The following is a 24,789-nucleotide window of genomic DNA, read 5'->3' on the forward strand; positions in this document are numbered from 1 at the left end:
CGGCACTGGACAGATCCCCCGCCGTCGCCGGAGGAGACAGACCCATGACCGTCCCCGCGCAGCGGGTCCGTCGACGCCCCTCCGCCTCGGGCCGCATCCTGCCGCTGCTGCTCGTCGTGGCGCTGCTGGCCCCGGTGGCGTTCCTCTTCGTCCAGACCTACCGCCTCACCGGCGACGACCGGGACCTCACCGTCCGCGAGCGGGCCGGCGTCGAGTACCTGCGCGCGCTCGCCCCGGTGACCGAGGCGCTGGTGGACGCCCAGTCCGCCGCCGTGGCCGGCCGGCCCGCCTCCCGCGACGCCCTCGACCGGGCGGTCGAGAACGCCACCCAGGTCGACGTGCGCATCGGCGACGAGCTGCGCAGCCACGAGCGCTGGGCCGGGCTGCGCGCCAAGCTGGAGGCGCTGCCCGAGAAGTCGCTCGCCGACCCGGAGGCCGCGTACGCCGCGTACGGCGAGGTCACCGACCTGCTGCTGGCGCTGTACCGGAAGGTGCGGGAGAGCTCCGGGCTGGTCCGCGATCCCGAGCCGGACTCGTTCTTCCTTCAGGACGGCATCGGACGCGACCTGCCCACCGCGGTGGTCGCCGCCGGCCGTCTCGCCGACCTCTCCGCGCTCGCCGCCCGCCGCCCCGCCGACACCCGCGCCCGCACCCAGGGCGAGCTGGCCGAGGTACGGGTCACCGCGCTCGGCTCCGCCGCCGACCTCGTCGCCGATCTGCGGGCGGCGGTGGACAACTCGGAGCGCACCGACCTCGGCCCCAACGTGCTCACCCCGCTGGACACCTACCAGCGGGCCGTCGAGGCGCTCGCCGCGTACTCCGCGCCCGACCCCCGATCGAGGACCGGCCTGGCCGACCCGGCGCAGGTCGCCGCCGCCCGGGCCAACGCGCAGTCCGCGGCGCGGCTGCTCCAGCCGGTCATCCTCGACCAGCTCGACGAGCAGCTCGCCGACCGGATCGACGGGTACGACCGGGACCGCTGGCTGGCCGTGGGCGCCGTCGCCGCGGCGGTGCTGCTCGTGGTGATCCTGATCGGTGTGCTGCTCGCCGCGTTCCGCCGGGCCCGGCAGCGCGCCGCCGAGGCCCGCCGCGCCGCCGAGGCGGACGCCGAGGAGCAGGCCGGGCCGGCTTCCGGCTGGCAGCCGCCGGCCGACCGGGGTGGCCCCGCCGCGACCGGCGCCCCGGGCGCCCGGATCAGGCCCGAGGACCACCGGCTGCTCCAGCCCGCCGGCACCGGCCGGGAGGGCGGAACCGACCGCTGGGGGCCATTCGATGCTCGCTAGGCTCCGGATCCGGGGCAAGCTGGCCCTGCTGGTGATCATCCCGCTGTTGAGCATGGTCGGGCTGGCCGTGCCGGTGGTGCTCGACCGGGTCGCCGCCGCGCAGCGGGCCGGCGAGATCGCCGACACCGTACGGCTGGCCAACCGGGTCGGCAGCCTCGTGCAGGACCTCCAGCAGGAGCGCATCCTGTCGGTCGGGCTGCTGCTCGGCCGGGTGCAGCGCACCGAGCTGGTCCAGAAGTCGGCGGCGGTGGACGACCGGGTCGCCGACATCCGCGCCGACCTGGGCGACCAGCTCTCCGCCGAGACCGTCGCCGCCCTGGACGGCGTACGCAAGCTCGCCGACCTGCGCTCCCTGGTGCTCGCCCGTACGGCCACCCCGGCGCAGGTGATGGAGGTCTTCGGCCCGATCGACATGGCCCTGATCGAGTCGCTGCGGCTGGCGTTCCGGGTGGACACCAACACCCCCGCCGGCCGCCAGGTGCTCGCCCTGGACGGGCTGCTGCGCGCCGACGAGGGACTGGGCGCGTGCGCCACCCTGATCGTACTGGTCAAGGCGACCTCGGACCCGAGGGTCTCCGCCTCGTACATCGCCTGCATGGCCGCGCTCCAGGTGGACAACCTGCGCTTCCGCAGCCTGATCACCGCCGAGCAGTACAAGCTCGCCATGCTCGACGACGCCGCGGTCGCCGCCCGGACCTCGCCGACCTTCCTCGTCGACAGCGTCAAGGACCCGGTCGCGGCGATCAAGGACGTCCCGCTGGACGCGCTCTTCCCCTCGGTCCGCTCGATGATCACCCTCGGGCAGCTGATGGAGAAGAAGATCGCCGCCGACGTCATCGCGGAGACCACGGCCGACCAGCGGCGGGCGCTCACCACCGCCTGGCTGGTCGGCGGCGCGGCCGCCCTGGTCCTGCTCACCGTCGTGCTGCTCAGCGTGGCCGTGGCCCGTACGGTGGCGCGACCGCTGACCCGGCTCACCCGCTCCGCCGACCGGGTCGCCCGGGTCGCCGAGGCGGAGCTGGTGCGCGTCGCCGACGACGAGTCCGAGACCGCCCCACCGGTACGCCTCGACCCGGTCGACATCCACGCCCGCGACGAGATCGGTGACCTGGCCCGGGCCTTCGAGCGGGTGCAGAGCACCGCCGCCCGGCTGGTCGAACGGCAGGTCGCCGGCCGGCGCAACGTGGCGCAGATGTTCGGCCACGTCGGACGGCGTACCCAGAACCTGGTCGGCCGCCAGATCGCGCTGATCGACCGGCTGGAGCGGCAGGAGACCGACCCGGCCCGGCTGGAGCACCTGTACCGGCTGGACCACATCTCCAGCCGCCTGCGGCGCAACGCGGGCAGCCTGGTGGTGCTCTCCGGCTCCGCCGGCAGCGACGGCCACGTCGCCCCGGTGCCGCTGGCCGACGTGGTACGGCTGGCGCTCGGCGAGATCGAGGACTACACCCGGGTGGACGTGCGGGTGCCGTCCGGGGTGTCCGCCGCGCCCGCCACCGTCGGCGACCTGGTGCTGGCGCTGGCCGAGCTGATGGAGAACGCGACCGTCTTCTCGCCCCCGCACACCCGGGTGGTGGTGACCGGCGAGCTGACCGGGACCGGGGCCCTGCTCTCCGTCGTCGACCACGGCATCGGCATGACCGAGGAGCGGCTGGCCGAGGAGAACGCCCGGCTGGCCCGCCGGGAACGGCTCGACCTGGCCCCGACCGAGGTGCTCGGTCTCTTCGTGGTCGGCCGGCTGGCCCGCCGGCACGGCTGGTCGGTGCAGCTCGCCCCGACCGCCGGGGGCGGCGTGACCGCCCGCCTGGAGGTGCCGAACCCGCTGCTGGTCGTCCACCGGGCCGACCGGGTGGGCGTCACCGTGGCGCAGGCCGCCGTACCGGGGCGGGACCGGCGGAGTGGCGGCGCGATCGAGGCGGTCCGGTCGGGTCGCGCGCCGGCTGCGGCGTCCGGCCCCGGGCACGCCGACACGACGCCCGGCTTCGACTCGGCCCTGCTGAGCCGGGCCACCCGGAGCATCGAGTCCGCCCAGTCCTGGGACGCCTTCGGGACGGGCGCCGAGACCTCCCCCGCCGGGGCGACCGCCTTCCTGGAGATCAGCGGGCCGGTCGAGGAGACCGGGGAGCCGGCGACCACCCCGGGCGGACTGCCGCGCCGGCAACGGACCGGAGCACCGGCGACGACCGGGGCGCAGCCGCCGGCCACCGGCAGGCCCACCGCCCTCGTACCGCCGACCGCCGCGCCGCCCAGCGCCCTCGTACCGCCGACGGCCGCGCCGGCGCCGGTCACGCCGCCGCCGGTCACCGCGCCGGCCGTCCCGGCGGCGTCCGCGCCGCCGCCCTGGCCGCCGGTCCCGAACGGAGCGCCCGCCGGGGCGCCGACGATCCGGCAGCGGGTGCCGGGGGCGAGCCTGCCGCCGGCCGGTCCGGCGGCCGGTCCGGTCGACGCCACCTTCGCCGACCCGGAGGCCGCGCGGGCGCTGGTCGAGCAGTTCGAGTCCGGGGTACGCCGGGCCGAACAGAACCAGCCGGGCGCTACCGCCGGACTCGGCGCGACCGGCGGACTCGGCGCGACCGCGGGCCGGCCCCGGCTGAGCCGCCGGGTGCCCGGGGCGAACCTGGCCGTCACCCCGCCCCAGGCGGCCCCGGTGATCAGCGACCCGCAGGACCCGACCGAGGTCCGCGACCGCATCACGGAGTTCGAGGCGGGCGTCGCCCGCGCTCTGCGTGAAGTCAGTACCGACCACCGCCACGACCAAGAGGGATCATCACGGTGACCAGCCCCTTCCTGCACGACAACGTCGACCGTACGACCGGCGTCGAGCTCAGCCCGGAGGCCCGCACCTTCAACTGGCTGCTGGACTCGTTCACCTCCAGCACCGCCGGGGTGATGGAGGCGATCGCCGTCTCGTCGGACGGGCTGCTGATGGCCATGTCGGCGATCAAGGACCGGTCCAACGCCGAGCGCCTCGCCGCCGTGGTCTCCGGCATGACCAGCCTGGCCGGCGGCGCGGCGAGCTGGTACGCCCTCGGCGGACTGAACCGGGTGATCGTCGACATGGCCGACGGCTATCTGCTGATCAGCGCGATCAGCAGCGGCTCGGTGCTCGGCGTGGTCGCCGACCGGTCGGCCAACCTCGGCACCGTGGCGTACGAGATGACGCTCTTCGCCGGGCGGGCCGGTGGCGCGCTCACCCCGAGACTGATCGCCGAGCTGAAGAACGCCGTTCAGCAATGACCCGGCTGGCCGGCGGCGAGGATCCGGACCCGGAACCGCTGGTCCGGATCCGGCCCTACCTGCGGTCGCCGGCACCGTCCGGCGGCGAGGGCGCGTCGGCGACCGCCGAACCGGAGGCCACCCGCCCGGCCGGGCCACGCCCGTTCGTGCTCACCGCCGGGCGGGTCGCCGGCGCGGATCCGGCGATCGGCCTGGAGACCCAGGTGACCGCGCGGGGCGGGGCCGGCGGCCCGGCCGCCCGGCTCGCCCCGGAGTTGCAGGCGATCATCGCGCTCTGCGCCCAGCCGATCTCGGTCGCGGAGATCTCCGCCCGCACGCGCATGCAGTTCGGCGTGACGCGTGTCCTGGTCGGCGACCTGCGGGCCGCCGGCCACCTCGACGTGCACGTCGGGGACGTCGAGGACGCCCTTGACCCCGACATCATCCTGCGAGTGATTGATGGACTCCGTGCGATCTCCTGACTGGCCGGTCGCCCCGCTGGGTGGGCTCGCCGCCAACAGCGCCTCCGCCCGCTACGCCGCCCCGGGTGGCGGTCCCGCTGTGCCGCCACCGGCCGCGGTCGCGCCACCGCCGCCGTACCGGCCGCCGACGCCGCCGGAGGCCGTGCCGACGCCGGTGACCCGGAGCGGGTCCGGCGGGGCGCCGATCCCGGTGAAGATCCTGATCGCCGGGGGCTTCGGCGTCGGCAAGACCACCACGGTCGGCGCGATCTCCGAGATCGCCCCGCTGACCACCGAGGCCGAGATGACCAGCGCCGGCATCGGGGTGGACGACCCGGGCACCCGGAGCACCAAGACCACCACCACGGTGGCCATGGACTTCGGCTGCGTCACCATCGACCGCAGCCTGAAGCTGTACCTCTTCGGCACGCCCGGCCAGGCCCGGTTCGGGTTCATGTGGGACGACCTGGCCCGGGGCGCGCTCGGCGCGCTGGTGGTGGTGGACAGCTCCCGGCTCGACGACTGCTACCCGGCGATCGACTACTTCGAGCGGGCCGGACTGCCGTTCGTGGTCGGGGTGAACGCCTTCGACGGCCGGATCGCCCACGACCTCGACGCGATCCGCTGGGCGCTGGCCATCGGCAGCCACGTGCCGCTGGTGCGGTTCGACGCCCGGGACCGGCTCTCGGTACGCGACGCCCTGCTGGTCGTCCTGGACCGGGCGCTGGACCGGGCGACCCGATCCAGGGACAGCTGAACCTTTTCGGCACGGCAACCCGTTCTTCACTGGAGAGGGGGACGTCATGAGAGGTGGTCTGGACGAGGCACTGGCCCGGATGGCTCGCCGGGAGGAGGCGCTGCGGCGCCGGGGCGGTGATCCGGGCGACGAGGCGCGGGACGCGTCGGCCGCCACGGCCGAGCCGACCGGCCCGGCAGAGCCGGCGGGACGTGCCGGGCGGGCCGGCGAGGGCCGGGACCCGGTACGGGAGGTCGCCGAGGCGGTCCGCCGGGTGGTGGACGCGCACCCCGGGCTCTCGGTGACGCTGCGGGTGGAGCACGACGGGCGGACGTACCCGCTGCGGATCGACTGGACGGAGACCGGCGCCACGGTCGGGCCGGACACCCCGGCCACGTCCCCGCCGGCCTGGCCGGTGTCGGGGCGGACGGCGCCGGCCCGGGCGCCGGCCGGTGACGGGTCGGGCGACGATCCGGCGGCCCGGCTGGCCGAGATGATCCGCCGCGACCCCTCGCTGCTCACCGGCGACCGGTGACGGCCCGGCGGGTGGTGCCGCGGGCCGCTACTGTCGGGCGGTGGCCGAACCGGAGCTGACCCTCACCGCGAGCCTGCGACCGGCCGCGCTGGACGCACGGCGCGGCGTCGTCCGGCTGCACCCGGAGGTGCTGACCGCGCTCGCGCTGCGCCCCGGCGACCCGGTCCGGCTCGCCGGCCGGCGGGTGACCGCCGGGATCGTCGCGCCCGCCGAGGCGGGGGCCGGCGCCACTCTGCTGCACGCCGACGATCTCGTCCTGGGCAACCTGGGGGTGCGTGACGGCGGGCAGGTGACGGTCTCCCCCGCCCCGGTGACCCCGGCCCGCCGGGTGGTCCTGACCGGCCCGGTGCCGGTCGTCGCGGCGGTGTCGCCGGAGATGCTCCGGCTCGCCCTGCTCGGCAAGATGGTCACCCCGGGCGACGACGTCTCGCTGCTGCCGCAGGACGTGCTCCCCGACGCCTCGGTCCGGGCCCTGGTCGACGCCGCCCGCCGCAGCCTGGCCAACACCGTCGGGTACGCCTGGACCAGCACCCTGCTCACCGTGGTCGAGGCCGAGCCGGACGACGGCGCGCTGGTCACCATGGACACCGTGGTCGGCTGGGAGCACGGCCACGTCACCCACGGCGCCGCCCCGGCGCGCGCCGCCACGCACGGCCCGCCGGCCGGCGCGGGCGGCCCGACCGGTACGGGCGGTACGGGCGGCCCGACCGGTACGGGCGGTACGGGCGGCCCGACCGGTACGGGCGGATCCGCCGGTGCCACGGCGGGCACGGGCACGGGAAGCGCATCCCGGGGCAGGGCAGGGGGCGGCACCCCGGATCGGTACAGCGGGACGGGCGCGGGCACCGGCGATGACTCGGGCGGTGGCGCGGGCGCGGGCGGTGGCCAGGCGACCGCCACCCGCGCCGGAGCGGGCGGCGCGACCGGGCAGGCCGAGGACGCGACCGCCCGGGACGACCTGGCCGCGCAGGACGCGCCGCACGTGGACGAACTGCCCGGGCTGCGCGCCCAGGCCGAGGAGCTGACCGAACTGCTCGACCTCGGCTTCCACCACCGCGAGGTGCTGGGCCGGCTGGGCACCACCGTCTCGCTGGGCGTGCTGGTCAGCGGACCGGCCGGGTCGGGCAAGTCGGCGCTGGTCGGGGCGGTCGCGGCGACCGTCGGCGCCCGGGTCCGCCGGCTCTGGGCCCCGGAGCTGGCCGCGCTGACCAATGACGCGGCGGCCCGCCGGCTGCGCGAGGCGGCCACCGAGGTACGCGCCGACGGACCGGCCGTGCTGCTGGTCGCCGACGTGGAGGCGCTCGCCCCGGCCGACGACGCCGGTCCGCTGTCCACCGTGTTCCGGCAGGTGCTCGCCGAGACCGTCCGCTCCGGGGCGGCGGTGGTCTGCACCACCTCCCGTCCCGAGGCGGTCGACCCGGCGCTGCGCGCCCCGGACCTGCTCTCCCTGCGGATCACCGTCCCGCTGCCCGACCCGGCCCTGCGCCGCGAGCAGTTGACCGTGCTCACCCGGCAGGTGCCGCTGGCCGACGACGTACGCCTCGACGAGGTCGCCGGCCGTACCCCCGGATTCGTGGCGGCGGACCTGGCCGCCCTGGTCCGCGAGGCCGGGGTGCGCGCGGCGCTGCGACAGAAGTCGGCGCGGACGCCGACGGTGGCGATGGCCGACTTCACCGCCGCCCTGGAGGTGGTCCGGCCGACCACGATGGCGGCGTCCACCCTGGAGCTGGCCTCGGTCACCCTGGACGACGTCGGCGATCTGGTCGAGGTGAAGCAGACCCTCACCGAGTCGGTGCTCTGGCCGCTGACCTACCCGGACACCTTCGCCCGGCTGGGCGTGCAGCCGCCTCGCGGGGTGCTGCTCTACGGCCCGCCCGGCTGCGGCAAGACGTACCTGGTCACCGCGCTGGCCGGCTCCGGCCGGGCGAACGTGCTCTCGGTCAAGGGCGCGGAGCTGCTCTCCAAGTGGGTGGGCGAGAGCGAACGGGCCGTCCGGGAGCTGTTCCGGCGGGCCCGCGAGGCCGCGCCCACGCTGGTCTTCCTCGACGAGGTGGACGCGCTGGCCCCGGTACGCGGCCAGGCCACCGACGGCGGTACGACCGACCGGGTGGTCGCCGCGCTGCTGACCGAGCTGGACGGGGTGGAGGCGCTGCGCAACGTGGTGGTGGTCGGCGCGACGAACCGCCCGGACCTGGTCGACCCGGCGCTGCTGCGTCCCGGCCGGCTGGAACGGCTGGTCTACGTGCCGCCACCGGACGGGCCCGCCCGGGCGGAGATCCTGCGCGCGTCGTCGCGGAACGTGCCGCTCGCCGAGGACGTCGACCTGGCCGCGCTCGGCGGGGAGCTGGACGGCTTCTCGGCGGCCGACTGCGCGGCGCTGGTGCGGGAGGCGGCGCTGGCCGCGATGCGCGAGTCGCTGACCGCGTCCACGGTCACCGCCGCCCACGTGGCGACCGCCCGCCGCCGCGTCCGCCCCTCCCTGGACCCCGCCCAGGTCGCCTGGCTCGCCGCCTACGCCGACAAACACCAGCCCCACTGACCCTCACCCCGCCCACGCGGCCCAGTCCGGCCCGCATGATCCACTCCTCTTGCGGTGTCCGGGCGTCCGGACACCGCGACACGCCGCACAGCGCGTGGGTCAACGACGCGATCGACCGCAGCGGAGTGCGGGTGGGGAGGGGGTCAGTCGGTGGGGAGGAGCGGGCCGAGCGGGCCCAGGTCGAGGTTGAGGTCCTCCGGGGCGAGGCCGAAGTACTCGCGCAGTTCGGTCATCTGCTGCTCCAGTGCCATCAGCGTCGCGCCGACCCGCTCGATCTGCTCCTCGGTGAGGTCGCCGAGGTCCACCCGGCGCAGCGCCTGTCGTTCCATGAGCTGACGCAGCAGCTCGATCACGGTGAGCACGAGACTGGCCAGCCCCCGCTCGACCGAGTCCCGGTCGACGGCGAGCCGCCGGTCGAGGGGCTTCACCCGGGGCGCCTGCCAGCTCGGCTCACCGAGCGCGGCGGCCAGCTCGGCCGCCTCGTCCCGCCGGCCGCCGGGTCGGTCCGGTCCGCCCTCCCACCCGACTCCGCCGGGCCGCTGCGGCCCGGTCATCCCGACTCCCCGGGCCCCGGCCCGGGCGGCGCGAGGGCGCCGACCGAGGCGACCAGCGCGCGCAGCGAGATACGGACCAGATCGATGTCGGCGATGGCCAGGGTGATGTCACCGGTGATGACCACGCCGGTGCCGAGCACCCGGTCGAGCAGGTCCACCAGGGCCACCGGCCGGTAGGCCAGCGGGTCGTCGGCCGTGCTCGGCGCGAGCGGGCCGGTCACCACGCCGCCTCCCGTACGGTGTGCACGGCCTGCTCCTCCGGCCGCCCGTCGACGAAGGAGTACGGCGGCCACGGGCCGGTCAACTCCAGCCGGATCTCCGGACGCCGGTCGGCCAGCTCGCGTACCAGCGCGGCGAAGCCGTCCACGGTCCCGGCGTCCACCAGGTACGCGCCGTTGAGCACCATCGCGGTCGCCGCGCCCGACAGCCGCCGGTCCTGCGGGGTGTGCCGGCGCGCCTCGACGGCGTACCCGGCGAGGGCGGCGTGCACGGCGGCGGCCGCCTCGGCGGCGATCCGCTGCCCCTCGTCCCGGGCGGTGAGCTGGGCACGGCGCCGCCGCAGGTACGCCGCACCGGCCCCACCCTCGCCGGTCGGCTCCTCGCTGCGCGGCACGGCGCCCGGCACCACGTACCCCTTGACGCCCCACTCGCCGCGACCGGTGAGCCGGTCCAGCGCGCCGGCCAGGTCGGCGCGGCGCGCGGCGAGCATCGCGGCGACCCGGGTGTCGTCGTGGTGCACGGTGGCCAGCCGGGCCGGCACCACCGGACCCGTCCGGCTCAGCGCGTCCACCACCGCGTGGTGCGACCGGGCCACCCGCTCCAGCCAGGCCAGGTCCTCCAGGTTCCGGCGCAGCGCCTCCTCGCCGTACCCGTCCAGCGGGACGGCGCTGACCACGGCGGCCAGGCCGGCGGCGCGGACCGCGCGGACCGCGACGCCGTCCATGCCGGCGACCGTGGCCAGCACGCCGTCGTCGGCGTCCCGCACCACGCCGTGCAGCCAGGCGCCGACGGTGGCCGCCGGCTCAGCGGTCGTACTCATTCCACTCCTCCCGTGCGGCCCGGCGGGCGACCCTGGGCCGGCGCTCGGCCGCCACCTGCTCGGGATCGCGCGGACCGGGCTCGACCGGTGGCCGGGCCTTCGAACTGAGCCACGGGTCGTGCTCCCACCAGTCGATCCCGATCTGCCGGGCGGTGTCGACCGAGGCGATGACCAGCCGCAGCTTCAACGTCAGCAGCTCGATGTCGAGCAGGCTGACCCGGATGTCGCCGGCGATCACGATGCCCCGGTCGAGGACCCGTTCGAGGATGTCGCCGAGGTTCGCCGGCTCGTGACCGGCACCCATCACCTGGCCGGTGTTCTGCACCACCGACGGTTGCCGCGGACTGGTCATGTCAACCCCCGTCGCCCTTGCCGCGCTGGTAGCGGCGGGCCCGCCGGTACCCCAGCAGCTGCCCCACCATGTCCAGCTCCACCTCGTAGAGGCCGAGCAGGTCGGTGGAGGCGGGGATGCGGTGGTCCTCCACGACCTCCACGCCGATCAGCCACCCGTCGTCGGTGGCCTGGATCGAGGTGATCCCGAGCGGGTCCTTGCCGGTCAGCCCGACGATCTGCCGCAGCCCCTCCCGAGCCGCCTCGGCCGTCGAGATCGGCTCGTAGTCCTCGTCGTCGTACCGGGCCTCGGGCTCCGGTCGTCGCTCGCGCCCGCCGTCGCCGCGGATCCGTCCTGGCGCCAATCCGCTCACCTCCCTCGCCGTCGGTCGTGGTCGTCACGTCGGGCGGCCGACCGCCGCCGGGTGCCGGCGGGCCGCCGCGTGGGGCGGTCCGCCGGCGCGGCGACGCCGCCGCTGGTCCCGGTCAGCCGGTCCAGCACCTGCTGCTGGGCCCGGTCCCGTTCGGCGGCGGTGAGGTCACCGGCACGCGCCGCCTCGTCCAGCTCCTCCAGCTCGCGCCGGACGGTGGCCGGGTCGTACTGCTTGGCCTCCGCCTCCCGGGCGATCACCTTCACCACCGCGGTGAGGCCGCGCACCGGGGCGTACGGCAGGGTCAGCAGTCCCCAGAGGATGTCCACCGGTCACTCCACCAGCTGATGGGCGCTGACGAAGTCGTACGGGGCCAGCGGGCCGAGCAGCCGCGTCCGGATCAGGTCCCGACGCTGCTCGGCGAAGTCCTCCAGCACCTGGACGAACTCCTTCTCGTCGTCCACCCCGACCAGGAAGGCCACGTTGACCGCGTCCAGCTCGTCGCTGGGCTGGCGCGGCGCGTGCAGCACCGCCAGCTCGCCGACCGCGTCGATCAGCGCCCGGTTCTCCGCCTCCCGGCGCAGCTCCACCGCCTGCGCGATCATCTCGCCGAGGCGGATGCGCTGCTCCCGGCTCTCGATCTCCGGACGGCCCCGGACCTGCTCGGCCAGCGCCGCCGCGTCCGCGTTCTCCGCCAGCAGCTCACTGATCAGCTGCTGCTCGTCGAAACGGCCGTGCACCGTGTACTGGGTCCGGTCCTCGAACTCGTCCAGGGCGGCGGCGAACCGGTCGTGGTGCGCCTTCAGCAGGTCGACCACCGCGTCCGGCCCGGTCACCACCGTGCCGAAGCGCACCGGCAGCACCGGCGCGACCTCCGCGGTCCCGTCCAGCAGCGTCTGGTACGCCGTCAGGTCGGCCGGCCGCCCGATGGGCTCCTCCAGTCCCACCTCGCTGACCAGCACCGCCAGGTCGCCGTGGCGGACGACGTCCACCTCGCCCGGCGGGTCGCCGACCCCGGTGGCGTCCGGGGTCGGCTCCACGTCGGACGGCACGATGCCGTACAGGAACAGTCCGATCTCGTCAGCCATCTCAGCGCTCCTCGTCCCGGCGTCGGCGCGGGCGTTCCCGGTCGGACCCCCGGTCGCCCAGCGAGTCCGCCACCGCGCCGCTGATCTCCTGTGCCGCCTTGCCCAGGCCGGAGATCGCCTTGCCCTTGGTGGCCGCCTTGCCCGCGTCGCCGACGAGGTCGGGCAGCCCCTTCTGGTCCTTGGGCACGATGCTCAGCCGGTCGACCGCCTCGGCGAACCGCAGGTACGTCTCGACGCTGGCGATGACGATCCGGGCGTTGATCTCCAGCAACTGGATGCCGACCACGGCGACGGAGACCTGGGCGTCGATCACGACGCCCTTGTCGAGCACCGTCTCCACCACGTCGGCCAAGGTGCCGCCGCCGCTGCCGCCGCGCTCCAGCGCGCTGCCGGGCTGTCCGCCCCCGCTGGTCGTCGCGATCGTCATTCGCCGCGCTCCTCACGCCGGCGACGGACCACCGGACGACGGGGCGCCTCCGGGCGGCGGGCGGCCGGACGGGACCGCTCCTCGCGGGGCTCCCGCTCCTCCCGGGGCTCCCGCTCGGCACGGGGCTGCGGGCGGCGGGCGCGCTCCGGCTGACGCCGGCGCGGCGGAGGCTGCTCCTCCTCGGGCTCCTCCTCGTCGTACCCCTCGTCGTAGTCCTCGCCCTCGTGGTAGTCGTCGTACTCCTCCTCCTCGGGGGGACGACGACGCTGCGGCGGCCGGCGACGGCCGCCCGTGCCGGGCCGCTCCTCCTCCGGTTCCTGCTCGGCCTCGGGCTCCTCGGTCTCGGGCTCCTCGGTCTCGGCCTGCTCGGCCTGCTCGCGGGCCTCCTGCTCCTCCTGGAGCGCGGTTTCGTGGTCCTTGACCACCCGGGAGTCCTCGATCTCGCCCCGCCAGCCCTCGACGGAGTCGGGGTCGAGCACGGTGGTGGTCATCACGTGCCGGACGAAGTGCTTCAGCTCCAGCCGGACCCGCCGGCCCTGCGCCCGCCAGAGGTTGCCGGTGTGCTCGAAGAGGCCCTTCGGGTGGTACTCCAGCACGACCAGGATGCGGGTCAGGTCCGGGGTCAGCTCGTGGAAGCTGACGGTGCCGTCGACCGTGCCCTTCTCGCCCTTGGACCGCCAGTGGATCAGCTTGTCCGGGACCTGCCGGACGATTGTCGACTCCCAGCTCCGGTGCGACCAGAAGACCTGGGCCCGCCAGGTCATCTTCTCGTCCGAGCCGTTCTCGGCCTGCTCGACCTTCTTCATGAAGCTCGGGAAGTCGCCGAAGGTCGTCCACTGGTTGTACGCGGCCCGGACCGGCACGCCGACCTCGATCGTCTCGACGATGTTGGTGACCTTGAGCTTCTTGCCACCGCCCTTGCCACCCTTGCCGCCGCCGAACGCCGACATCAGCTTCTCCTTACCGCCGGCCAGGCCGGCATGGAACATGGCCTTCATCGGGGAGTGGCCCTCGGCCAGCTTCTGCGCCCCGGTGGCCGCCGCGATCAGGCCGGGGCCGCCGCCCGTCTTCGCGTACTCGCTGAGCCGCCCGGTGGCGCCGGTCAGCCGCTCGGTCACCACCGAGACGGCCCGCTCGCCGATCGCCGAGGCCAGGTCCCTCAGGTCGCTGCCGAGCTGGTCACGGGCCTTGCCGGCGAGACCGCCGGTGGGGTTGGTCACCATGGTCACCGCCTCCGCTTCGCCGCCGGGCGCTCGGCCGGCTCGTCGTAGTCGGCCTCGGGCTGGTCGTCGAGCTCCTGCTCCTCGTCCGGGGCGGAGCTCTCGTCGAGGGCCCGGTCGTCGCGGGACTCGTCGTCGCGGGACTCGTCGTCGCGGGTCTCGTCCGGGCCGGCGCCGCCGGTGGACTTCCGGCGCAGGGCGTCGGCGCTGCCGCGCAGCCGGCCGCTGACGGCGTCGATGCCGCTGCTCGCGGCGGCGGTCGCGGCGGCCTTGCCGGCCGAGGCGAGCGGGCCGCCGAGCTTGCCCAGGTTGGCCAGTTGGGGCGACGAGTTCAGCAGGTCACCGCCGCGCTTGAGCAGCTGTCCCGGGTCGCGGCTGGCCCGGCCGGCGGCGACCGCCGCGGCCAGGGTGAGGGCGGTACGCAGCTTCCTGCGCCGCCCGAGAATGTATCCGGCACCGACCGCGAGGCCGATCCGCATTCCGCTCTTCATCAGTTCTCCTTCACTCCCCGGTGGTGGGACGACCCGATCCACCGAGGCCGGAAGACAACTGCCCGGGGAAATCAGCGCGTGGCGGGCCGTGATCGGGTGTCCCGTATCAGCGGACCCGGCCGGCAGTACCCGCGACCCTGATCGCGAAACATTTCCCGACGCATTCCGGAATGGGTCACCGCGGAAATGGGAGAGCCGACGCCAGGGTGGCAGCGTCCGCCATAAAACGGACAGACCATACCCGTTGAGCAGCGAGGACGCGAGAACGGATCAGACCTCACAGATAATTGTCAGAGCGCTGGCGGCGTCGCGTCGAGACAGATTTCCGCGTGCACCCGGTCGCCATTCTCCAGCAATTTCGCGCCGCATTTGCGGAGCACTTCCACCGCGCCGGCGTTGTCCCGCGTGGTGTCGGCGACGACGGCCTGCATGCCGGCGGCCGCCGCGGCGTCCATCAACTCCCGCAGGGCGGCCACGCCGAGACCCTGCCCCCGCGCGGAGCGGCCGAGCCACATGCCGGTCTCCACCACACCGGGCTCGTCGCAGCGGCTCATCCGGACCATGCCGACCACCTCGCCACCGGCGAGGATCGCGTACATCAGGGTGCGGGTGGGGCCGTCCAGGCCGGCGAAGCTGGCCCGGTGGAACTCCCGGAACGCCTCCCGGCGGGCCGCCGACCAGCCGGCCGGGGCGTCGACCGGGGGCATCACGTCGTCCGGTTCGGCCTCGGCGACGGCTACGGAGAGCAACGGCTCCAGGTTGCGCTCGTCCACCGGCTCCAGTCGTACGGCACCCCTCACGAGCCGGAGTCTGCCGTCCTGTCCGCCGCTCGTCCAGCCCTTCGGCGGTGGACTGACCCTCCGTCCCCAGGGATCGGCCGGTCGGACCACCGGGGTGGTCTACGTCACGCTCCGCTGTCGAGGGCGGGTCAGTCGCGCGACGGGAACTCGCACAGCACCGCCGACGCGTCGTCGGCACGCTTGTGCCGGCGCAGCCGGTCCGGGTGCGCGCGCTCGGCGGCGCGTACCCGGTCGATGAGCGCGCCCGGTCCCTCGGCGGTGACCAGGTCGAGCAGCCCGGCCCAGTCGAGGAGCCCGAACTGCTCGACCGCGCAGGAGGCGCCGTCGCTGAGCAGCACCGCCCGCCGCACCGCGTTCGGCCCCCGCAGGGGCAGCGTCCCGGTGACCGAGTGGTACGCCGCGTCCGGGTCGGTCGCCGCCACCCAGTAGCCGTGTGTCCGGTTCATCCGTTCCCGCTGCACCGACACCGCCTGCCGGAACCGGGTCTGCGGGTCGGTCCCGTCGGCCGGCAGCCCCGCCGCGATCCGTCGCAGGTCGGCCATGGCAACGTCGAGCCGGTCGTCGGAGACCACCTCGACCCGCCCACCGACGTCGAGGACCAGCGGGCTGTCGCAGAGCACCAGGTAGTCGACCTCGTCGACGCCCTCGCGCAGCAGGCAGACCGTCGCCGACGGGGTGCCCGGGTGGTCCAGGTCGCAGCTGTCGCCGTGGTCGGCGCGAACCGCGAGCAGCGCCGCCGCGAGGCTGCTGACCAGGGTCGCGGCCGGGCGGGCGGCCACCGCCAGTCCGATCCGGGCGGCCAGGTGCCGGACGAACCAGGCCGGCCCGTGCACGCATCCGGTGTCGAAGCCGTCCGGCACCGTGGCGCCGTCGAGCACCCCCACCAGCGGTCCGAACCGGAAGACGACGTCCTCGTTCTCCAGTCGCCCCGGCGCGGCCGTCGAGGCGGAGCGGACCCGCATCGTGGACGCCTCCCCGACCGTCCGGACGGTGTGCCCCGCCGGGTGCCGCGCCTCCGGTCCCGCCATCTGCCCGCTCCCCTCCTCGCCCCCGGGCCCGGCTACCCGCACCGGGGCCCGCCATGCCCGTCGTCGCTCGGCCCGTCGGGTCCGGCGCGCACCGCCGGAACCCCGAGGATCACGCAACCCAGCGGTACGTCGCCGTGACCGACGGTAGCGTCAGAGGCGATCGGCTTTCCGGGTCACCCGCCGGGCCGGCGCGGCGGGACGACCCGGTCGCGCCGGGAGAGCCGTACGAGCGACAGGGGGATCGCCATGTTGGAACGGTTGCACGAGGCGGGACTGAAGGCGGAGCACGCCTACCTGGCGGGGTTCGTCAGCATCGGGCTCTCCTTCACCAGCTGGTTCCTCTCCAAGCACCTGGAGCGCGCCGGGGTCGCCCGGGCGGACCGCTGGGGCATCTTCATCGGGGAGTGGGCCCCGACCTTCTTCGCCCTCGGCAACGGCCTGCGCACGTACGAGAAGTGATCAGCGGCGGCGGTTACGGGCGCGCGACGAGCGCAGCCGGCGCAGCCGCCCGACCAGCACCGGCTCGGCGGCGAGTGCGGCGGGCCGGTCCAGCAGGGCGTTGAGCAGCTGGTAGTAGCGGGTGGCGGAGAGGCCGAAGGTGTCCCGGATGGCCTGCTCCTTCGCCCCGGCGTGCCGCCACCACTGCCGTTCGAAGGCCAGGATCCGCTGCTCCCGTTCGGTGAGCGCGTCGGCGGCGGGGCCGTCCCCGTCGGACTCCGCACCGGTGGCGACCGCCTCGACGGGCGGGGGCGGCGCGCTGTCGTCCGGCGTCGACCCGGCGACCTCCGGGGCGGCGCCGGTGGTCTCCACCGGGGGGACGGAGCGCGGCGGCGGGACCGTACGCCCGGCGACCTCGGCGGCGGCCCGGCCCGGCGACGGCTCGGACCGGTCGGCGGCGGCCGGGGCGGCGTCGGCGGGGGGCATGGCGCTCCTCAGCAGGGCGGACGTCCGGCGGGTCGGGCCGACCGGAGGGGGGACACCCAGCCTAACCAGGGCGGGCGACGATCGCAGCGGACGACGGCCCGCGCCGACCGGGTCGGCGCGGGCCGTCACGTCCACCGCCGGCCTCCGGCGGCGCGACGACTCAGGTGACGTCCCGCCGGCGCATCAGCCAGAAGGCGGCGATCAGCACCAGCGCCGCGCCGAGCCCGAAGAGCAGGCCCGACTGCTGCCAGGTGACGATCAGCTCCTTGGGCTCGCACGCGCCCTGGACGAACTGGCAGGAGTCGTAGTCCACCAGCTTCCACTGCTTCTGGAACCAGGCCAACGCGTAGGTGGAGAGGACGTACCGGTCGCCGAACGGGACGCCGGCGATGAACGTGCCGATCCGCACGCCGATCTCGCTGACCACGCCGAGGCCGACCGCGACACCCAGCGCCATCGCGGTGTGCCGGCCGATCGAGGCGAGCGCGAACGCGACCGCGCCCACCGCCAGGATCAGCGCCAGCGCGCGCAGCCCGTCGAGGCCCACCGACTGCCAGACCCCGGCGGTGACCTTGGCGGTGGTGCCCCGGTACGTGCCGATCAGCCAGAAGGCCAGCGTCCAGAGCGCGCCGAGCACCACGGTCACACCGGCGAGCGTGGTCAGCACCGCGGCCAGCTTGGTGCCGAGCACGGACAGCCGCCGGGGCCGCCAGAGCAGCAGGTTCATCATTCCGCCGGTGCTCCACTCCGCCCCGACGAACGACGCCCCGACCAGGAAGGCGAAGAGCCCGACGGCCCCGGCGAAGACGGCCACGAAGACGCCGAACTCCGCCCGGAAGTCGAACTGGTACGGCAGGTTCCACTTCGGATCGAACATCTCCGGCTGCGGCTGCCAGTCGCGCCCGCAGTTCGGGCCGTACCGCTCCTCCGTCTTCTCGCCGCGCGCCTGGGCGGCCTCGCACTCGGCGACCGACTTCTGCCAGTCCTGGACCGCCTGCCGGTACTGCGCGTCCGACTCGGCCTGGGCCTGCGCGACGACGGCCGGCGAGAGCTTGTGGCTGGAGAACGCGAAGACCGTGGCGACGCCGGCCAGGCCGACGACGAGCAGGACCAGCAGCAGCCGGGTCAGCCGCCGCTTGGTCAGCCGGCGCAGCTCGGTGACGAACAGACTCATGCTCCCCAACCCCCTCCGGCGACGCCGGGCTGCCCCGTCCCGCCGACCTTCGCGGACTCGTCGACCTGGCGGTGCTGACCGGGCACCGGCGCGGTGTTGGTCAGTTCGAGGAAGACGCTCTCCAGGTCGACCGCGACCGAGGCCAGTTCGCTGACGTACAGGTGGTGCTCGGCGAGGAGCCGGTTGACCGAGGCCGGCTTGTCGACGCCGCTGAGCATCAGGTGGTCGGGGTGCCGGGTGACCGGCACGCCGGCGCGTCCGAGCACCTCGGCGGCGGCGGCCAGGTCCTCCGCGGCGTCCAGCCGGACCCGTACCGCGCCGTGCGAGTGCGCGGCGAGCACCTGGTCGACCGGCCCGAAGGCGACCCGGCGGCCGAGCGAGATGATGGTGACCGAGTCGCAGATCAGCTGGATCTCGCCGAGGATGTGGCTGGAGAGCAGCACGGTCATCCCGGACGCGGCGAGGTCGCGCATCAACGTGCGCATCTCCCGGATGCCGCCCGGGTCCAGGCCGTTGGCCGGCTCGTCCAGGATCAGCAGTTTCGGGTTCTTGAGCAGCGCGGACGCGACCGCGAGCCGCTGCTTCATGCCGAGCGAGTACGTCTTGACCCGCTCACCGGCCCGGTCCCGCAGTCCGACCAGTTCGAGCACCTCGTCCACCCGCTCGGCGGGCACCTCGCCGGCGCCGGCGAGCAGGGAGAGGGTGTCCCGCGCCGAGAAGTGCGGGAAGAACTGCGGGCTCTCCACGATCGCACCGATCTGCCCGGCCACGGTGGGCAGCGCCGCCGGCACCTCGTGCCCGAGGACGGCCATCCGGCCGCCGTCCGGCCGGATCAGGCCGAGCAGGGTACGCAGGGTGGTGGTTTTGCCCGACCCGTTCGGGCCGAGGAAGCCGTGCACCTGGCCCGCCTCGACCCGCATGTCGAAGCCGTCCAGCGCGTTGCGGGTGCCCCGCCGGCGGCTCTTGTACGTCTTACGTAGACCTTCGATCTCCAGGACAGCCGACAAGCTGCGCCTCCCCCGATGGTGGCTGGATGACGACGGTCACCATACTCGGTATGTGCCGGGAGGCAATACCCGGTATGCATCGGCGGTTCGGCTGATTTCCCGGTGACGCACAGTGACGTTACGGTGGCCCGGGTGGCGGGCCCACAGCGACGGCGCCGTGGCCTGGGGCGGCGGGCGCACAGGACGGCGCGGTGGCCCGAATGGCGGGCCGCGACGCGGGTGACGGGCCGGCGGCGCAGGTGGCCGCCCGGCGGCGCAGGTGGCCGCCCGGCGGCGCGGGCGGCGGCCCGGTCAGGCGCAGATGACGTTGACGCCGGCGGCCCGGAACGCCTCGACCACCTCGGGCGACGCGCCCGAGTCCGTCACCAGCGTCTCCACCCGGTCGACCGGGCAGATCCGGGCGAAGGCGTGCCCGCCCAGCTTGGACGAGTCCGCGATGATGACGACCCGCTTGGCCCGGGCCACCATCAGGTTGTTCATCGCCGCCTCGCCCTCGTGGTGGGCGGCGGCGCCGAGCTGCGGGTCGACCGCGTCCACGCCGAGCAGGGCGACGTCCAGGGTGACCTCGCGCAGCAGCGCCCCGCCCAGCGGGCCGACCAGCTCGAAGGACTTCGGCCGCACCACGCCGCCGGCCACCACGACCTTCATCCGGGACCGGACCAGCAGCTCGTTGGCGATGTTCAGGGCGTTGGTGACGACGGTGAGCTGGGCGCCCTCGGCGCTGGTGTTCAGGTCGGGACGGACGGCCAGGGCGCGGGCCACCTCGGTGCTGGTGGTGCCGCCGTTGAGGCCGACCACGGTGCCCGGGGAGACCAGCGCGGCGGCGGCCGCGCCGATCCGCTGCTTCTCGGCGGAGTGCTTGGCGGTCTTGTAGCGCAGCGGCAGGTCGTACGAGACGCCGTTGGCGACCGCGCCGCCCCGGGTCCGGGTGATCATCTGCTGCTGGGCGAGCTGGTCGAAGTCACGTCGGATGGTGGCCTGGGAGACGTCCAGCCGCTCGGCCGCCTCCTCGACGCTGACCCGGCCACTGTCGGTCAGCATTTCGAGCAGAGCGTTCCATCTGGCGTACCGGTCCACCGCAGGGGCCTCCGTTGACTCTGCACGATCGGTGATTGATTGCGTGCACAGTAGTGCGCGAAACTACGAGTGCGCAAAACTTCGACGTGCGCGATGTGGGAGCCGGTTGCCACGGCCACCCGGGTACGCGCAGAATGACGCGCGAAAGTAGGCTTTAACGAGCCGTATTGCGCACCACCTCCCCGTACGAGGAGTTCTCATGGCGTACGTCGACGCGGAGATCGCGAGCCAGCCCGACTGCTGGCGGGAGGCGGCACGGCTCGCCGGCACCGTCACCGCCGACCTGCCCCACCCCGGCGAGCGGGTGGCCGTCGTCGGCTGCGGCACGTCCTGGTTCATGGCGATGGCGTACGCCGGGCTGCGCGAGCGCGCCGGCCACGGCGAGACGGACGCCTTCCAGGCCAGCGAGTTCCCCACCGGCCGCCGCTACGACCGGCTGGTGGCGATCACCCGCTCCGGCACCACCACCGAGGTGACCGACCTGCTCGCCGCGCTGCGCGGCCGGGTGCCCACCACGGTCCTCGTCGGTGACCCCGACTCCCCCGCCGTGGCGCTGGCCGACGCCGCGGTGACCATGCCCTTCGCCGACGAGCGGTCGGTGGTGCAGACCCGCTTCGCCACCACCGCGCTGGCGCTGCTCCGCGCCCACCTCGGCGACAACGTCGAGGCGCTCGCCGCCGACGCCGAGGTGGCCGTCCGGGCCCCGCTGCCGATCGACCCGGCGAGCATCGGGCAGGCCACCTTCCTCGGCCGGGGCTGGACGGTCGGGCTGGCCCAGGAGGCCGCGCTGAAGTGCCGGGAGGCGGCCACCTTCTGGGCGGAGGCGTACCCGGCGATGGACTACCGGCACGGCCCCATCTCGATCGCCGGCCCGGGCCGGCTGGTCTGGGCCTTCGGTGAGCTGCCCGAGGGGCTGCCCGAGGACGTGGCGGCCACCGGCGCGGCGTTCGTGCACAGCCGGCACCACGGCTGCCGGGCGGTGCTGGGCGGCTGGGCGGCGGGGCGTACCCCGGTCGACCCGATGGCCGACCTGATCCTGGCGCAGCGCTTCGCGGTCGCGCTGGCCACCAGCCGGGGCCTCGACCCGGACGCCCCCCGGCACCTGAGCCGGTCCGTGGTGCTCGCGTGACCGACGCCCCCGCCGGGCGCGGTGAGCCGGTCGTCGTCGCGCTGGACGTCGGCGGCACCGGGATGAAGTGCGCCCTGGTCCGCCCGGACGGCGAGGTCGTGCACGCCGAACGGCACCCCACCGGCGCGGAGCGCGGCCCCGCCGCCGTGGTGGACACCATCCTCGACGTGGCCGAGGGGCTGGCCGGCAAGGCCCGCGCCGACGGGCTCACCCCGATCGCCTGCGGGATCGGCGTGCCGGGCCTGGTCGACGACGCCGCCGGGGTGGCGGTCTGGTCGTCCAACATCGGCTTCCGGCACGTACCGCTGCGGGACCTGACCGCCGCCCGGCTCGGGCTCCCCACGGCGCTCGGCCACGACGTGCGCGTCGGGGGTCTCGCCGAGACCCGGCTCGGCGCGGGCCGCGACGTCGGGCACGTCCTCTTCGTCGCCGTCGGCACCGGCATCGCCGCCGCCCACGTGGTCGGCGGGTCGGCCACCGCCGGGGCGCACGGCGCCGCCGGCGAACTGGGCCACATCCTGGTACGCCCCGGCGGCCCGCGCTGCGGCTGCGGGCGGCCCGGCTGCCTGGAGGCGGTCTCGTCCGCCTCGGCGATCGGCCGGCGCTACACCGAGCTGGCCCGGGGGGCACTGGTCACCGCCGCCGAGGTGGCCGCGCGGGCGGCGGCCGGGGAGGAGCTGGCCGGGCAGGTGTGGCAGGAGGCCGTCGACGCGCTCGCCGACGGCCTGGCCACCGCGCAGGCGCTCTTCGACGTGGAGACCATGGTGATCGGCGGTGGGCTGGCCCGGGCCGGCGCGCAGCTGTTCGACCCGCTGCGCGCGGCGCTGCGGGAGCGGATCACCTTCCACCGGGAGCCGCGCCTGGTCGCGGCGGCCCTCGGCGACGAGGCGGGCTGCCTCGGCGCCGCCCTGCTCGCCCTCGACAGTCTGGAGTGACAATGGCCCTGCGGGTGACCGGCAAGGTGGTGACCCCGACCGGCGTGCTCCGGCAGGGGTGCGTGGAGATCAACGGCGACCGGATCACGGCGGTGGCCGAGTACCCGGCGAAGCGGGACGGGCACTGGGTCGTGCCGGGCTTCGTCGACATGCACACCCACGGCGGTGGCGGGCACACCTTCACCACCGGGGACGCCGACTCCGCCCGGCAGGCCGCCGCGTTCCACCTGGGACACGGCACCACCACCCTGCTGGCCAGCCTGGTCAGCTCCCCGTTCCCGCTGATGCGCGACGCCACCGCGGCCTTCGTCCCGCTGGTGGGCGAGGGCGTGCTGGCCGGCGTCCACTTCGAAGGGCCGTACCTGTCGACGGCGCGCTGCGGCGCGCAGAACCCGGACCACCTGCGCGACCCGTCGACCGACGAGCTGTCCGAACTGATCGAACTGGGCGACGGGGCGGTGCGGATGGTGACCCTGGCCCCCGAGCGGGCCGGCGCGCTCGACGCGATCAAGCTGCTCACCTCGCACGGGGTGGTCGCCGCCGTCGGCCACACCGACGCCACGTACGACGAGACCCGGGCGGCCGTGGCGGCCGGCGCGAGCGTCGCCACCCACCTGTTCAACGGGATGCGGCCGGTGCACCACCGCGAGCCGGGCCCGGTGGTGGCCCTGCTGGACGCCCCGAACGTGGTCTGCGAACTGGTCGCGGACGGGGTACACCTGCACGACGGCATGCTGGCCTTCGCCACCTCGACCGCCGGCCCGGAGCGGGCCGCCCTGATCACCGACGCGATGGCCGCCGCCGGCATGCCCGACGGCGCGTACGAGCTGGGCGGCCAGGACGTCGTCGTCGCCGACGGGGTGGCCCGGCTGGCCCGCGACGGCGCGATCGCCGGCAGCACACTGACCATGGACGCGGCGCTGCGGCACGCCGTCGGCGCGGGCATCCCGATCGCCGACGCGGTACGCATGGTGGCGACCACCCCGGCCCGGGCGATCGGTCTCGGCGACAAGGTCGGCGCGCTCCAGGTCGGCCTCCGCGCGGACCTGGTCGTCCTCGACGACGACCTGAACGTGGTGCGGGTGATGCGCGGCGGCTCCTGGGTGGAGTGACGGTCGGGGCCGGCCCCGCCACCACCGCACCCCGAAACGGCGGCACGCCGACTCAGCACCAGCCCCGGGCGGAGCCGGCGCCGACGGTCAGCCGACCGTGGGGACCTCGACGCCGAGGACGGCCTGCTCGTCCGGGCGGTGCACCAGCACCTCCGACAGGAACGACTGCACCGCCGGCCCCATGCCGACGTCCCGGCCGGCGCGCTCGGAGAGCAGCCACTTGTGCTCGATGATCTGCGCGAAGAGCTCCTGCGGCTCCAGCTTGCGGCGCAGGTGCGCGGGCACCGCCCGGACGACCGGCTCGAACACCTCGGTCAACCACCGGTGCGCCGCCTGCTGCTCGTCGGTCAGGTCGCTCTCCACCCGGTACGCGTCCAGGTCGTTGAGCAGCCGGCGGGCCTGGTTCTCCTCGGCGTCCAGGCCGGTCAGCCGGATCAGCCGCCGGGTGTGGTAGCCGGCGTCGACCACCTTGGGCCGGACCAGGTAGCGCCCGTTGTCGGCCGTCGACATCGCCACCTCGGCCACGTCGAAGCCCATGTCGTTGAGGCGGCGGATCCGGCCCTCGATGTCGTGCCGGGCCTCCCGCTCGATCGCCTGCTCGTAGGTGATCTCGTGCCACAGCCGCTCGTAGCGCTGCACGACCTCCTCGCAGACCACCTCGGGGTCGATCGACTCGTGCAGCAGGCCGGCGGCCTGGAGGTCCAGCGCCTCCCCGAAGATGTTGACCCGGGCGATCTCCAGGTCCTCGCCGCGCTGGCCGTTGGAGAGGGAGTGGTGCAGCGCCCCGGTCTCCGCGTCGACCAGGTAGGCGGCGAAGGCGCCCGCGTCCCGCCGGAACAGCGTGTTCGACAGCGAGCAGTCGCCCCAGAAGAAGCCGGTCAGGTGCATCCGGACCAGCAGCACCGCCAACGCGTCCAACAGCCGGCCCATGGTCTCCGGGCGCAGCGTACGGGAGAAGAGCGCCCGGTACGGCAGCGAGAACTGCAGGTGCCGGGTGATCAGCACCGACTCGAGGGGTTCCCCGTCCTCGGTCTGCCGGTCGGCGACGATCGCCACCGCCTCCACCGACGGGAAGTCGATCCGCTCCAGCGCCCGGAGCAGGTCGTACTCCCGCTCGGCGATCCGCTCGCGAGTCTCCTTGAACGCGTACACGTAGTCGCCGAGACGGACGAAGCGCACGATGTGCCGCGAGATGCCCTGCGGCAGCGCGACCAGGTGATGCGCAGGCCACTGCTCCAGCGGCGTCGACCAGGGGAGGTCGAGCAGCGCCGGGTCGACGAGGGCCGAGGTGATCCGCACGGGGACAAGTGTGA

The 24,789-nt window shown here is 75.0% G+C and carries 28 protein-coding genes; 11 read left to right on the forward strand and 17 right to left on the reverse strand.

Annotation, left to right across the window (positions count from 1 at the left end; all coding sequences use genetic code 11):
• Positions 1–44: 44 nt before the first annotated feature.
• From GA0070614_RS13750 to GA0070614_RS13780, 7 genes are read left to right on the forward strand one after another with little or no spacing between them, the layout of a single operon-like run.
• Positions 45–1,283 (forward strand): hypothetical protein, encoded by a 1,239-nt coding sequence (locus GA0070614_RS13750; protein ID WP_088976332.1) that lies wholly within the window; start codon positions 45–47, stop codon positions 1,281–1,283.
• Positions 1,273–4,059 (forward strand): sensor histidine kinase, encoded by a 2,787-nt coding sequence (locus GA0070614_RS13755; RefSeq protein WP_088976333.1) that lies wholly within the window; start codon positions 1,273–1,275, stop codon positions 4,057–4,059. Before GA0070614_RS13750 ends, GA0070614_RS13755 begins: the two co-directional genes overlap by 11 nt.
• The gene (locus GA0070614_RS13760) at positions 4,056–4,520 is read left to right on the forward strand and encodes a roadblock/LC7 domain-containing protein (protein WP_088976334.1); all 465 of its coding nucleotides are present in this window, start codon (positions 4,056–4,058) and stop codon (positions 4,518–4,520) included. Before GA0070614_RS13755 ends, GA0070614_RS13760 begins: the two co-directional genes overlap by 4 nt.
• Positions 4,517–4,981 (forward strand): DUF742 domain-containing protein, encoded by a 465-nt coding sequence (locus GA0070614_RS13765; protein WP_088976335.1) that lies wholly within the window; start codon positions 4,517–4,519, stop codon positions 4,979–4,981. Before GA0070614_RS13760 ends, GA0070614_RS13765 begins: the two co-directional genes overlap by 4 nt.
• A complete protein-coding gene (locus GA0070614_RS13770; protein ID WP_408630752.1) occupies positions 4,959–5,717 on the forward strand; it encodes a GTP-binding protein in 759 nt (252 codons plus the stop codon). Before GA0070614_RS13765 ends, GA0070614_RS13770 begins: the two co-directional genes overlap by 23 nt.
• A 46-nt stretch (positions 5,718–5,763) precedes the next feature.
• Positions 5,764–6,231: a hypothetical protein gene (locus tag GA0070614_RS13775; RefSeq protein ID WP_088976336.1), complete on the forward strand. Its 468-nt coding sequence runs from the start codon at positions 5,764–5,766 to the stop codon at positions 6,229–6,231.
• Between the two features lie 40 nt (positions 6,232–6,271).
• A complete protein-coding gene (locus GA0070614_RS13780; protein ID WP_231933630.1) occupies positions 6,272–8,770 on the forward strand; it encodes an AAA family ATPase in 2,499 nt (832 codons plus the stop codon).
• Between the two features lie 143 nt (positions 8,771–8,913).
• Here GA0070614_RS13780 and GA0070614_RS13785 read toward each other — a convergent pair whose 3' ends face one another.
• The 12 genes from GA0070614_RS13785 to GA0070614_RS13840 form a co-directional block, all read right to left on the reverse strand.
• The gene (locus tag GA0070614_RS13785) at positions 8,914–9,324 is read right to left on the reverse strand and encodes a gas vesicle protein K (protein WP_088976337.1); all 411 of its coding nucleotides are present in this window, start codon (positions 9,322–9,324) and stop codon (positions 8,914–8,916) included.
• A complete protein-coding gene (locus GA0070614_RS13790) occupies positions 9,321–9,548 on the reverse strand; it encodes a gas vesicle protein (RefSeq protein ID WP_197701441.1) in 228 nt (75 codons plus the stop codon). Before GA0070614_RS13790 ends, GA0070614_RS13785 begins: the two co-directional genes overlap by 4 nt.
• The gene (locus GA0070614_RS13795) at positions 9,542–10,363 is read right to left on the reverse strand and encodes a GvpL/GvpF family gas vesicle protein (protein WP_088976338.1); all 822 of its coding nucleotides are present in this window, start codon (positions 10,361–10,363) and stop codon (positions 9,542–9,544) included. Before GA0070614_RS13795 ends, GA0070614_RS13790 begins: the two co-directional genes overlap by 7 nt.
• Entirely contained in the window at positions 10,347–10,715 is a 369-nt protein-coding gene (gvpJ, locus tag GA0070614_RS31745) for a gas vesicle protein GvpJ (protein WP_088976339.1), read from the reverse strand. Before gvpJ (GA0070614_RS31745) ends, GA0070614_RS13795 begins: the two co-directional genes overlap by 17 nt.
• A 1-nt stretch (position 10,716) precedes the next feature.
• Positions 10,717–11,058: a gas vesicle protein GvpO gene (locus GA0070614_RS13805; RefSeq protein WP_197701442.1), complete on the reverse strand. Its 342-nt coding sequence runs from the start codon at positions 11,056–11,058 to the stop codon at positions 10,717–10,719.
• 5 nt (positions 11,059–11,063) lie between these two features.
• Complete coding sequence (locus GA0070614_RS13810; protein ID WP_088976340.1) at positions 11,064–11,393, reverse strand: gas vesicle protein GvpG; 330 nt, start codon at positions 11,391–11,393, stop codon at positions 11,064–11,066.
• A 3-nt stretch (positions 11,394–11,396) separates the two neighbouring features.
• Entirely contained in the window at positions 11,397–12,152 is a 756-nt protein-coding gene (locus GA0070614_RS13815) for a GvpL/GvpF family gas vesicle protein (RefSeq protein ID WP_088976341.1), read from the reverse strand.
• A gap of 1 nt (position 12,153) precedes the next feature.
• A complete protein-coding gene (gvpJ, locus tag GA0070614_RS31750) occupies positions 12,154–12,579 on the reverse strand; it encodes a gas vesicle protein GvpJ (protein WP_088976342.1) in 426 nt (141 codons plus the stop codon).
• A complete protein-coding gene (locus tag GA0070614_RS13825) occupies positions 12,576–13,802 on the reverse strand; it encodes an SRPBCC family protein (RefSeq protein ID WP_088979423.1) in 1,227 nt (408 codons plus the stop codon). The genes gvpJ (GA0070614_RS31750) and GA0070614_RS13825 overlap by 4 nt, the downstream gene beginning before the upstream one ends.
• Before the next feature lie 2 nt (positions 13,803–13,804).
• Entirely contained in the window at positions 13,805–14,290 is a 486-nt protein-coding gene (locus tag GA0070614_RS13830; protein ID WP_088976343.1) for a hypothetical protein, read from the reverse strand.
• Positions 14,291–14,580: 290 nt separating this feature from the next.
• Positions 14,581–15,090 carry a GNAT family N-acetyltransferase gene (locus GA0070614_RS13835; RefSeq protein ID WP_088976344.1) on the reverse strand — a complete coding sequence of 170 codons (510 nt, stop codon included), beginning with the start codon at positions 15,088–15,090 and terminating at the stop codon, positions 14,581–14,583.
• Between the two features lie 128 nt (positions 15,091–15,218).
• The gene (locus GA0070614_RS13840; RefSeq protein ID WP_231933631.1) at positions 15,219–16,118 is read right to left on the reverse strand and encodes a hypothetical protein; all 900 of its coding nucleotides are present in this window, start codon (positions 16,116–16,118) and stop codon (positions 15,219–15,221) included.
• A gap of 246 nt (positions 16,119–16,364) precedes the next feature.
• Here GA0070614_RS13840 and GA0070614_RS13845 point away from each other — a divergent pair, with 246 nt between their 5' ends.
• Positions 16,365–16,577 (forward strand): hypothetical protein, encoded by a 213-nt coding sequence (locus GA0070614_RS13845; protein WP_088976345.1) that lies wholly within the window; start codon positions 16,365–16,367, stop codon positions 16,575–16,577.
• On the opposite strand, the gene GA0070614_RS13850 is transcribed toward GA0070614_RS13845, so the two are convergent.
• The 4 genes from GA0070614_RS13850 to GA0070614_RS13865 all read right to left on the reverse strand — a co-directional run bounded on the left by GA0070614_RS13850 (position 16,578) and on the right by GA0070614_RS13865 (position 20,300).
• Positions 16,578–17,042 carry a DUF3263 domain-containing protein gene (locus GA0070614_RS13850; protein WP_088976346.1) on the reverse strand — a complete coding sequence of 155 codons (465 nt, stop codon included), beginning with the start codon at positions 17,040–17,042 and terminating at the stop codon, positions 16,578–16,580.
• Between the two features lie 160 nt (positions 17,043–17,202).
• Positions 17,203–18,216 (reverse strand): ABC transporter permease subunit, encoded by a 1,014-nt coding sequence (locus tag GA0070614_RS13855; protein WP_088976347.1) that lies wholly within the window; start codon positions 18,214–18,216, stop codon positions 17,203–17,205.
• Entirely contained in the window at positions 18,213–19,223 is a 1,011-nt protein-coding gene (locus GA0070614_RS13860) for an ABC transporter ATP-binding protein (protein ID WP_088976348.1), read from the reverse strand. The genes GA0070614_RS13855 and GA0070614_RS13860 overlap by 4 nt, the downstream gene beginning before the upstream one ends.
• A 291-nt stretch (positions 19,224–19,514) precedes the next feature.
• Entirely contained in the window at positions 19,515–20,300 is a 786-nt protein-coding gene (locus GA0070614_RS13865) for a DeoR/GlpR family DNA-binding transcription regulator (RefSeq protein ID WP_088976349.1), read from the reverse strand.
• A 199-nt stretch (positions 20,301–20,499) separates the two neighbouring features.
• Here GA0070614_RS13865 and GA0070614_RS13870 point away from each other — a divergent pair, with 199 nt between their 5' ends.
• The 3 genes from GA0070614_RS13870 to nagA are packed head-to-tail and all read left to right on the forward strand — an operon-like array spanning position 20,500 to position 23,476.
• Positions 20,500–21,429: an SIS domain-containing protein gene (locus GA0070614_RS13870; protein WP_088976350.1), complete on the forward strand. Its 930-nt coding sequence runs from the start codon at positions 20,500–20,502 to the stop codon at positions 21,427–21,429.
• A complete protein-coding gene (locus GA0070614_RS13875) occupies positions 21,426–22,364 on the forward strand; it encodes an ROK family protein (RefSeq protein WP_269459487.1) in 939 nt (312 codons plus the stop codon). Before GA0070614_RS13870 ends, GA0070614_RS13875 begins: the two co-directional genes overlap by 4 nt.
• 2 nt (positions 22,365–22,366) lie before the next feature.
• The gene (gene nagA, locus GA0070614_RS13880) at positions 22,367–23,476 is read left to right on the forward strand and encodes an N-acetylglucosamine-6-phosphate deacetylase (protein WP_088976351.1); all 1,110 of its coding nucleotides are present in this window, start codon (positions 22,367–22,369) and stop codon (positions 23,474–23,476) included.
• Between the two features lie 87 nt (positions 23,477–23,563).
• Here nagA and GA0070614_RS13885 read toward each other — a convergent pair whose 3' ends face one another.
• Positions 23,564–24,775 (reverse strand): DUF4032 domain-containing protein, encoded by a 1,212-nt coding sequence (locus tag GA0070614_RS13885; RefSeq protein WP_088976352.1) that lies wholly within the window; start codon positions 24,773–24,775, stop codon positions 23,564–23,566.
• Between the last annotated feature and the right edge of the window lie 14 nt (positions 24,776–24,789).

This window comes from Micromonospora coxensis, from assembly GCF_900090295.1.
GTDB lineage: Bacteria > Actinomycetota > Actinomycetes > Mycobacteriales > Micromonosporaceae > Micromonospora > Micromonospora coxensis.

Coding starts and splice junctions, on each gene's coding strand:
- GA0070614_RS13770 (WP_408630752.1), top strand. CDS start 4,959: ATGGACTCCGTGCGATCTCCTGACTGGCCGGTCGCCCCGCTGGGTGGG.
- GA0070614_RS13840 (WP_231933631.1), bottom strand. CDS start 16,118: ATGGCGGGACCGGAGGCGCGGCACCCGGCGGGGCACACCGTCCGGACG.
- GA0070614_RS13825 (WP_088979423.1), bottom strand. CDS start 13,802: ATGGTGACCAACCCCACCGGCGGTCTCGCCGGCAAGGCCCGTGACCAG.
- GA0070614_RS13845 (WP_088976345.1), top strand. CDS start 16,365: ATGTTGGAACGGTTGCACGAGGCGGGACTGAAGGCGGAGCACGCCTAC.
- GA0070614_RS13795 (WP_088976338.1), bottom strand. CDS start 10,363: ATGAGTACGACCGCTGAGCCGGCGGCCACCGTCGGCGCCTGGCTGCAC.
- gvpJ (WP_088976339.1), bottom strand. CDS start 10,715: ATGACCAGTCCGCGGCAACCGTCGGTGGTGCAGAACACCGGCCAGGTG.
- GA0070614_RS13785 (WP_088976337.1), bottom strand. CDS start 9,324: ATGACCGGGCCGCAGCGGCCCGGCGGAGTCGGGTGGGAGGGCGGACCG.
- GA0070614_RS13850 (WP_088976346.1), bottom strand. CDS start 17,042: ATGCCCCCCGCCGACGCCGCCCCGGCCGCCGCCGACCGGTCCGAGCCG.
- GA0070614_RS13765 (WP_088976335.1), top strand. CDS start 4,517: ATGACCCGGCTGGCCGGCGGCGAGGATCCGGACCCGGAACCGCTGGTC.
- GA0070614_RS13775 (WP_088976336.1), top strand. CDS start 5,764: ATGAGAGGTGGTCTGGACGAGGCACTGGCCCGGATGGCTCGCCGGGAG.
- gvpJ (WP_088976342.1), bottom strand. CDS start 12,579: ATGACGATCGCGACGACCAGCGGGGGCGGACAGCCCGGCAGCGCGCTG.
- GA0070614_RS13830 (WP_088976343.1), bottom strand. CDS start 14,290: ATGAAGAGCGGAATGCGGATCGGCCTCGCGGTCGGTGCCGGATACATT.
- GA0070614_RS13750 (WP_088976332.1), top strand. CDS start 45: ATGACCGTCCCCGCGCAGCGGGTCCGTCGACGCCCCTCCGCCTCGGGC.
- GA0070614_RS13815 (WP_088976341.1), bottom strand. CDS start 12,152: ATGGCTGACGAGATCGGACTGTTCCTGTACGGCATCGTGCCGTCCGAC.
- GA0070614_RS13870 (WP_088976350.1), top strand. CDS start 20,500: ATGGCGTACGTCGACGCGGAGATCGCGAGCCAGCCCGACTGCTGGCGG.
- GA0070614_RS13755 (WP_088976333.1), top strand. CDS start 1,273: ATGCTCGCTAGGCTCCGGATCCGGGGCAAGCTGGCCCTGCTGGTGATC.
- nagA (WP_088976351.1), top strand. CDS start 22,367: ATGGCCCTGCGGGTGACCGGCAAGGTGGTGACCCCGACCGGCGTGCTC.
- GA0070614_RS13855 (WP_088976347.1), bottom strand. CDS start 18,216: ATGAGTCTGTTCGTCACCGAGCTGCGCCGGCTGACCAAGCGGCGGCTG.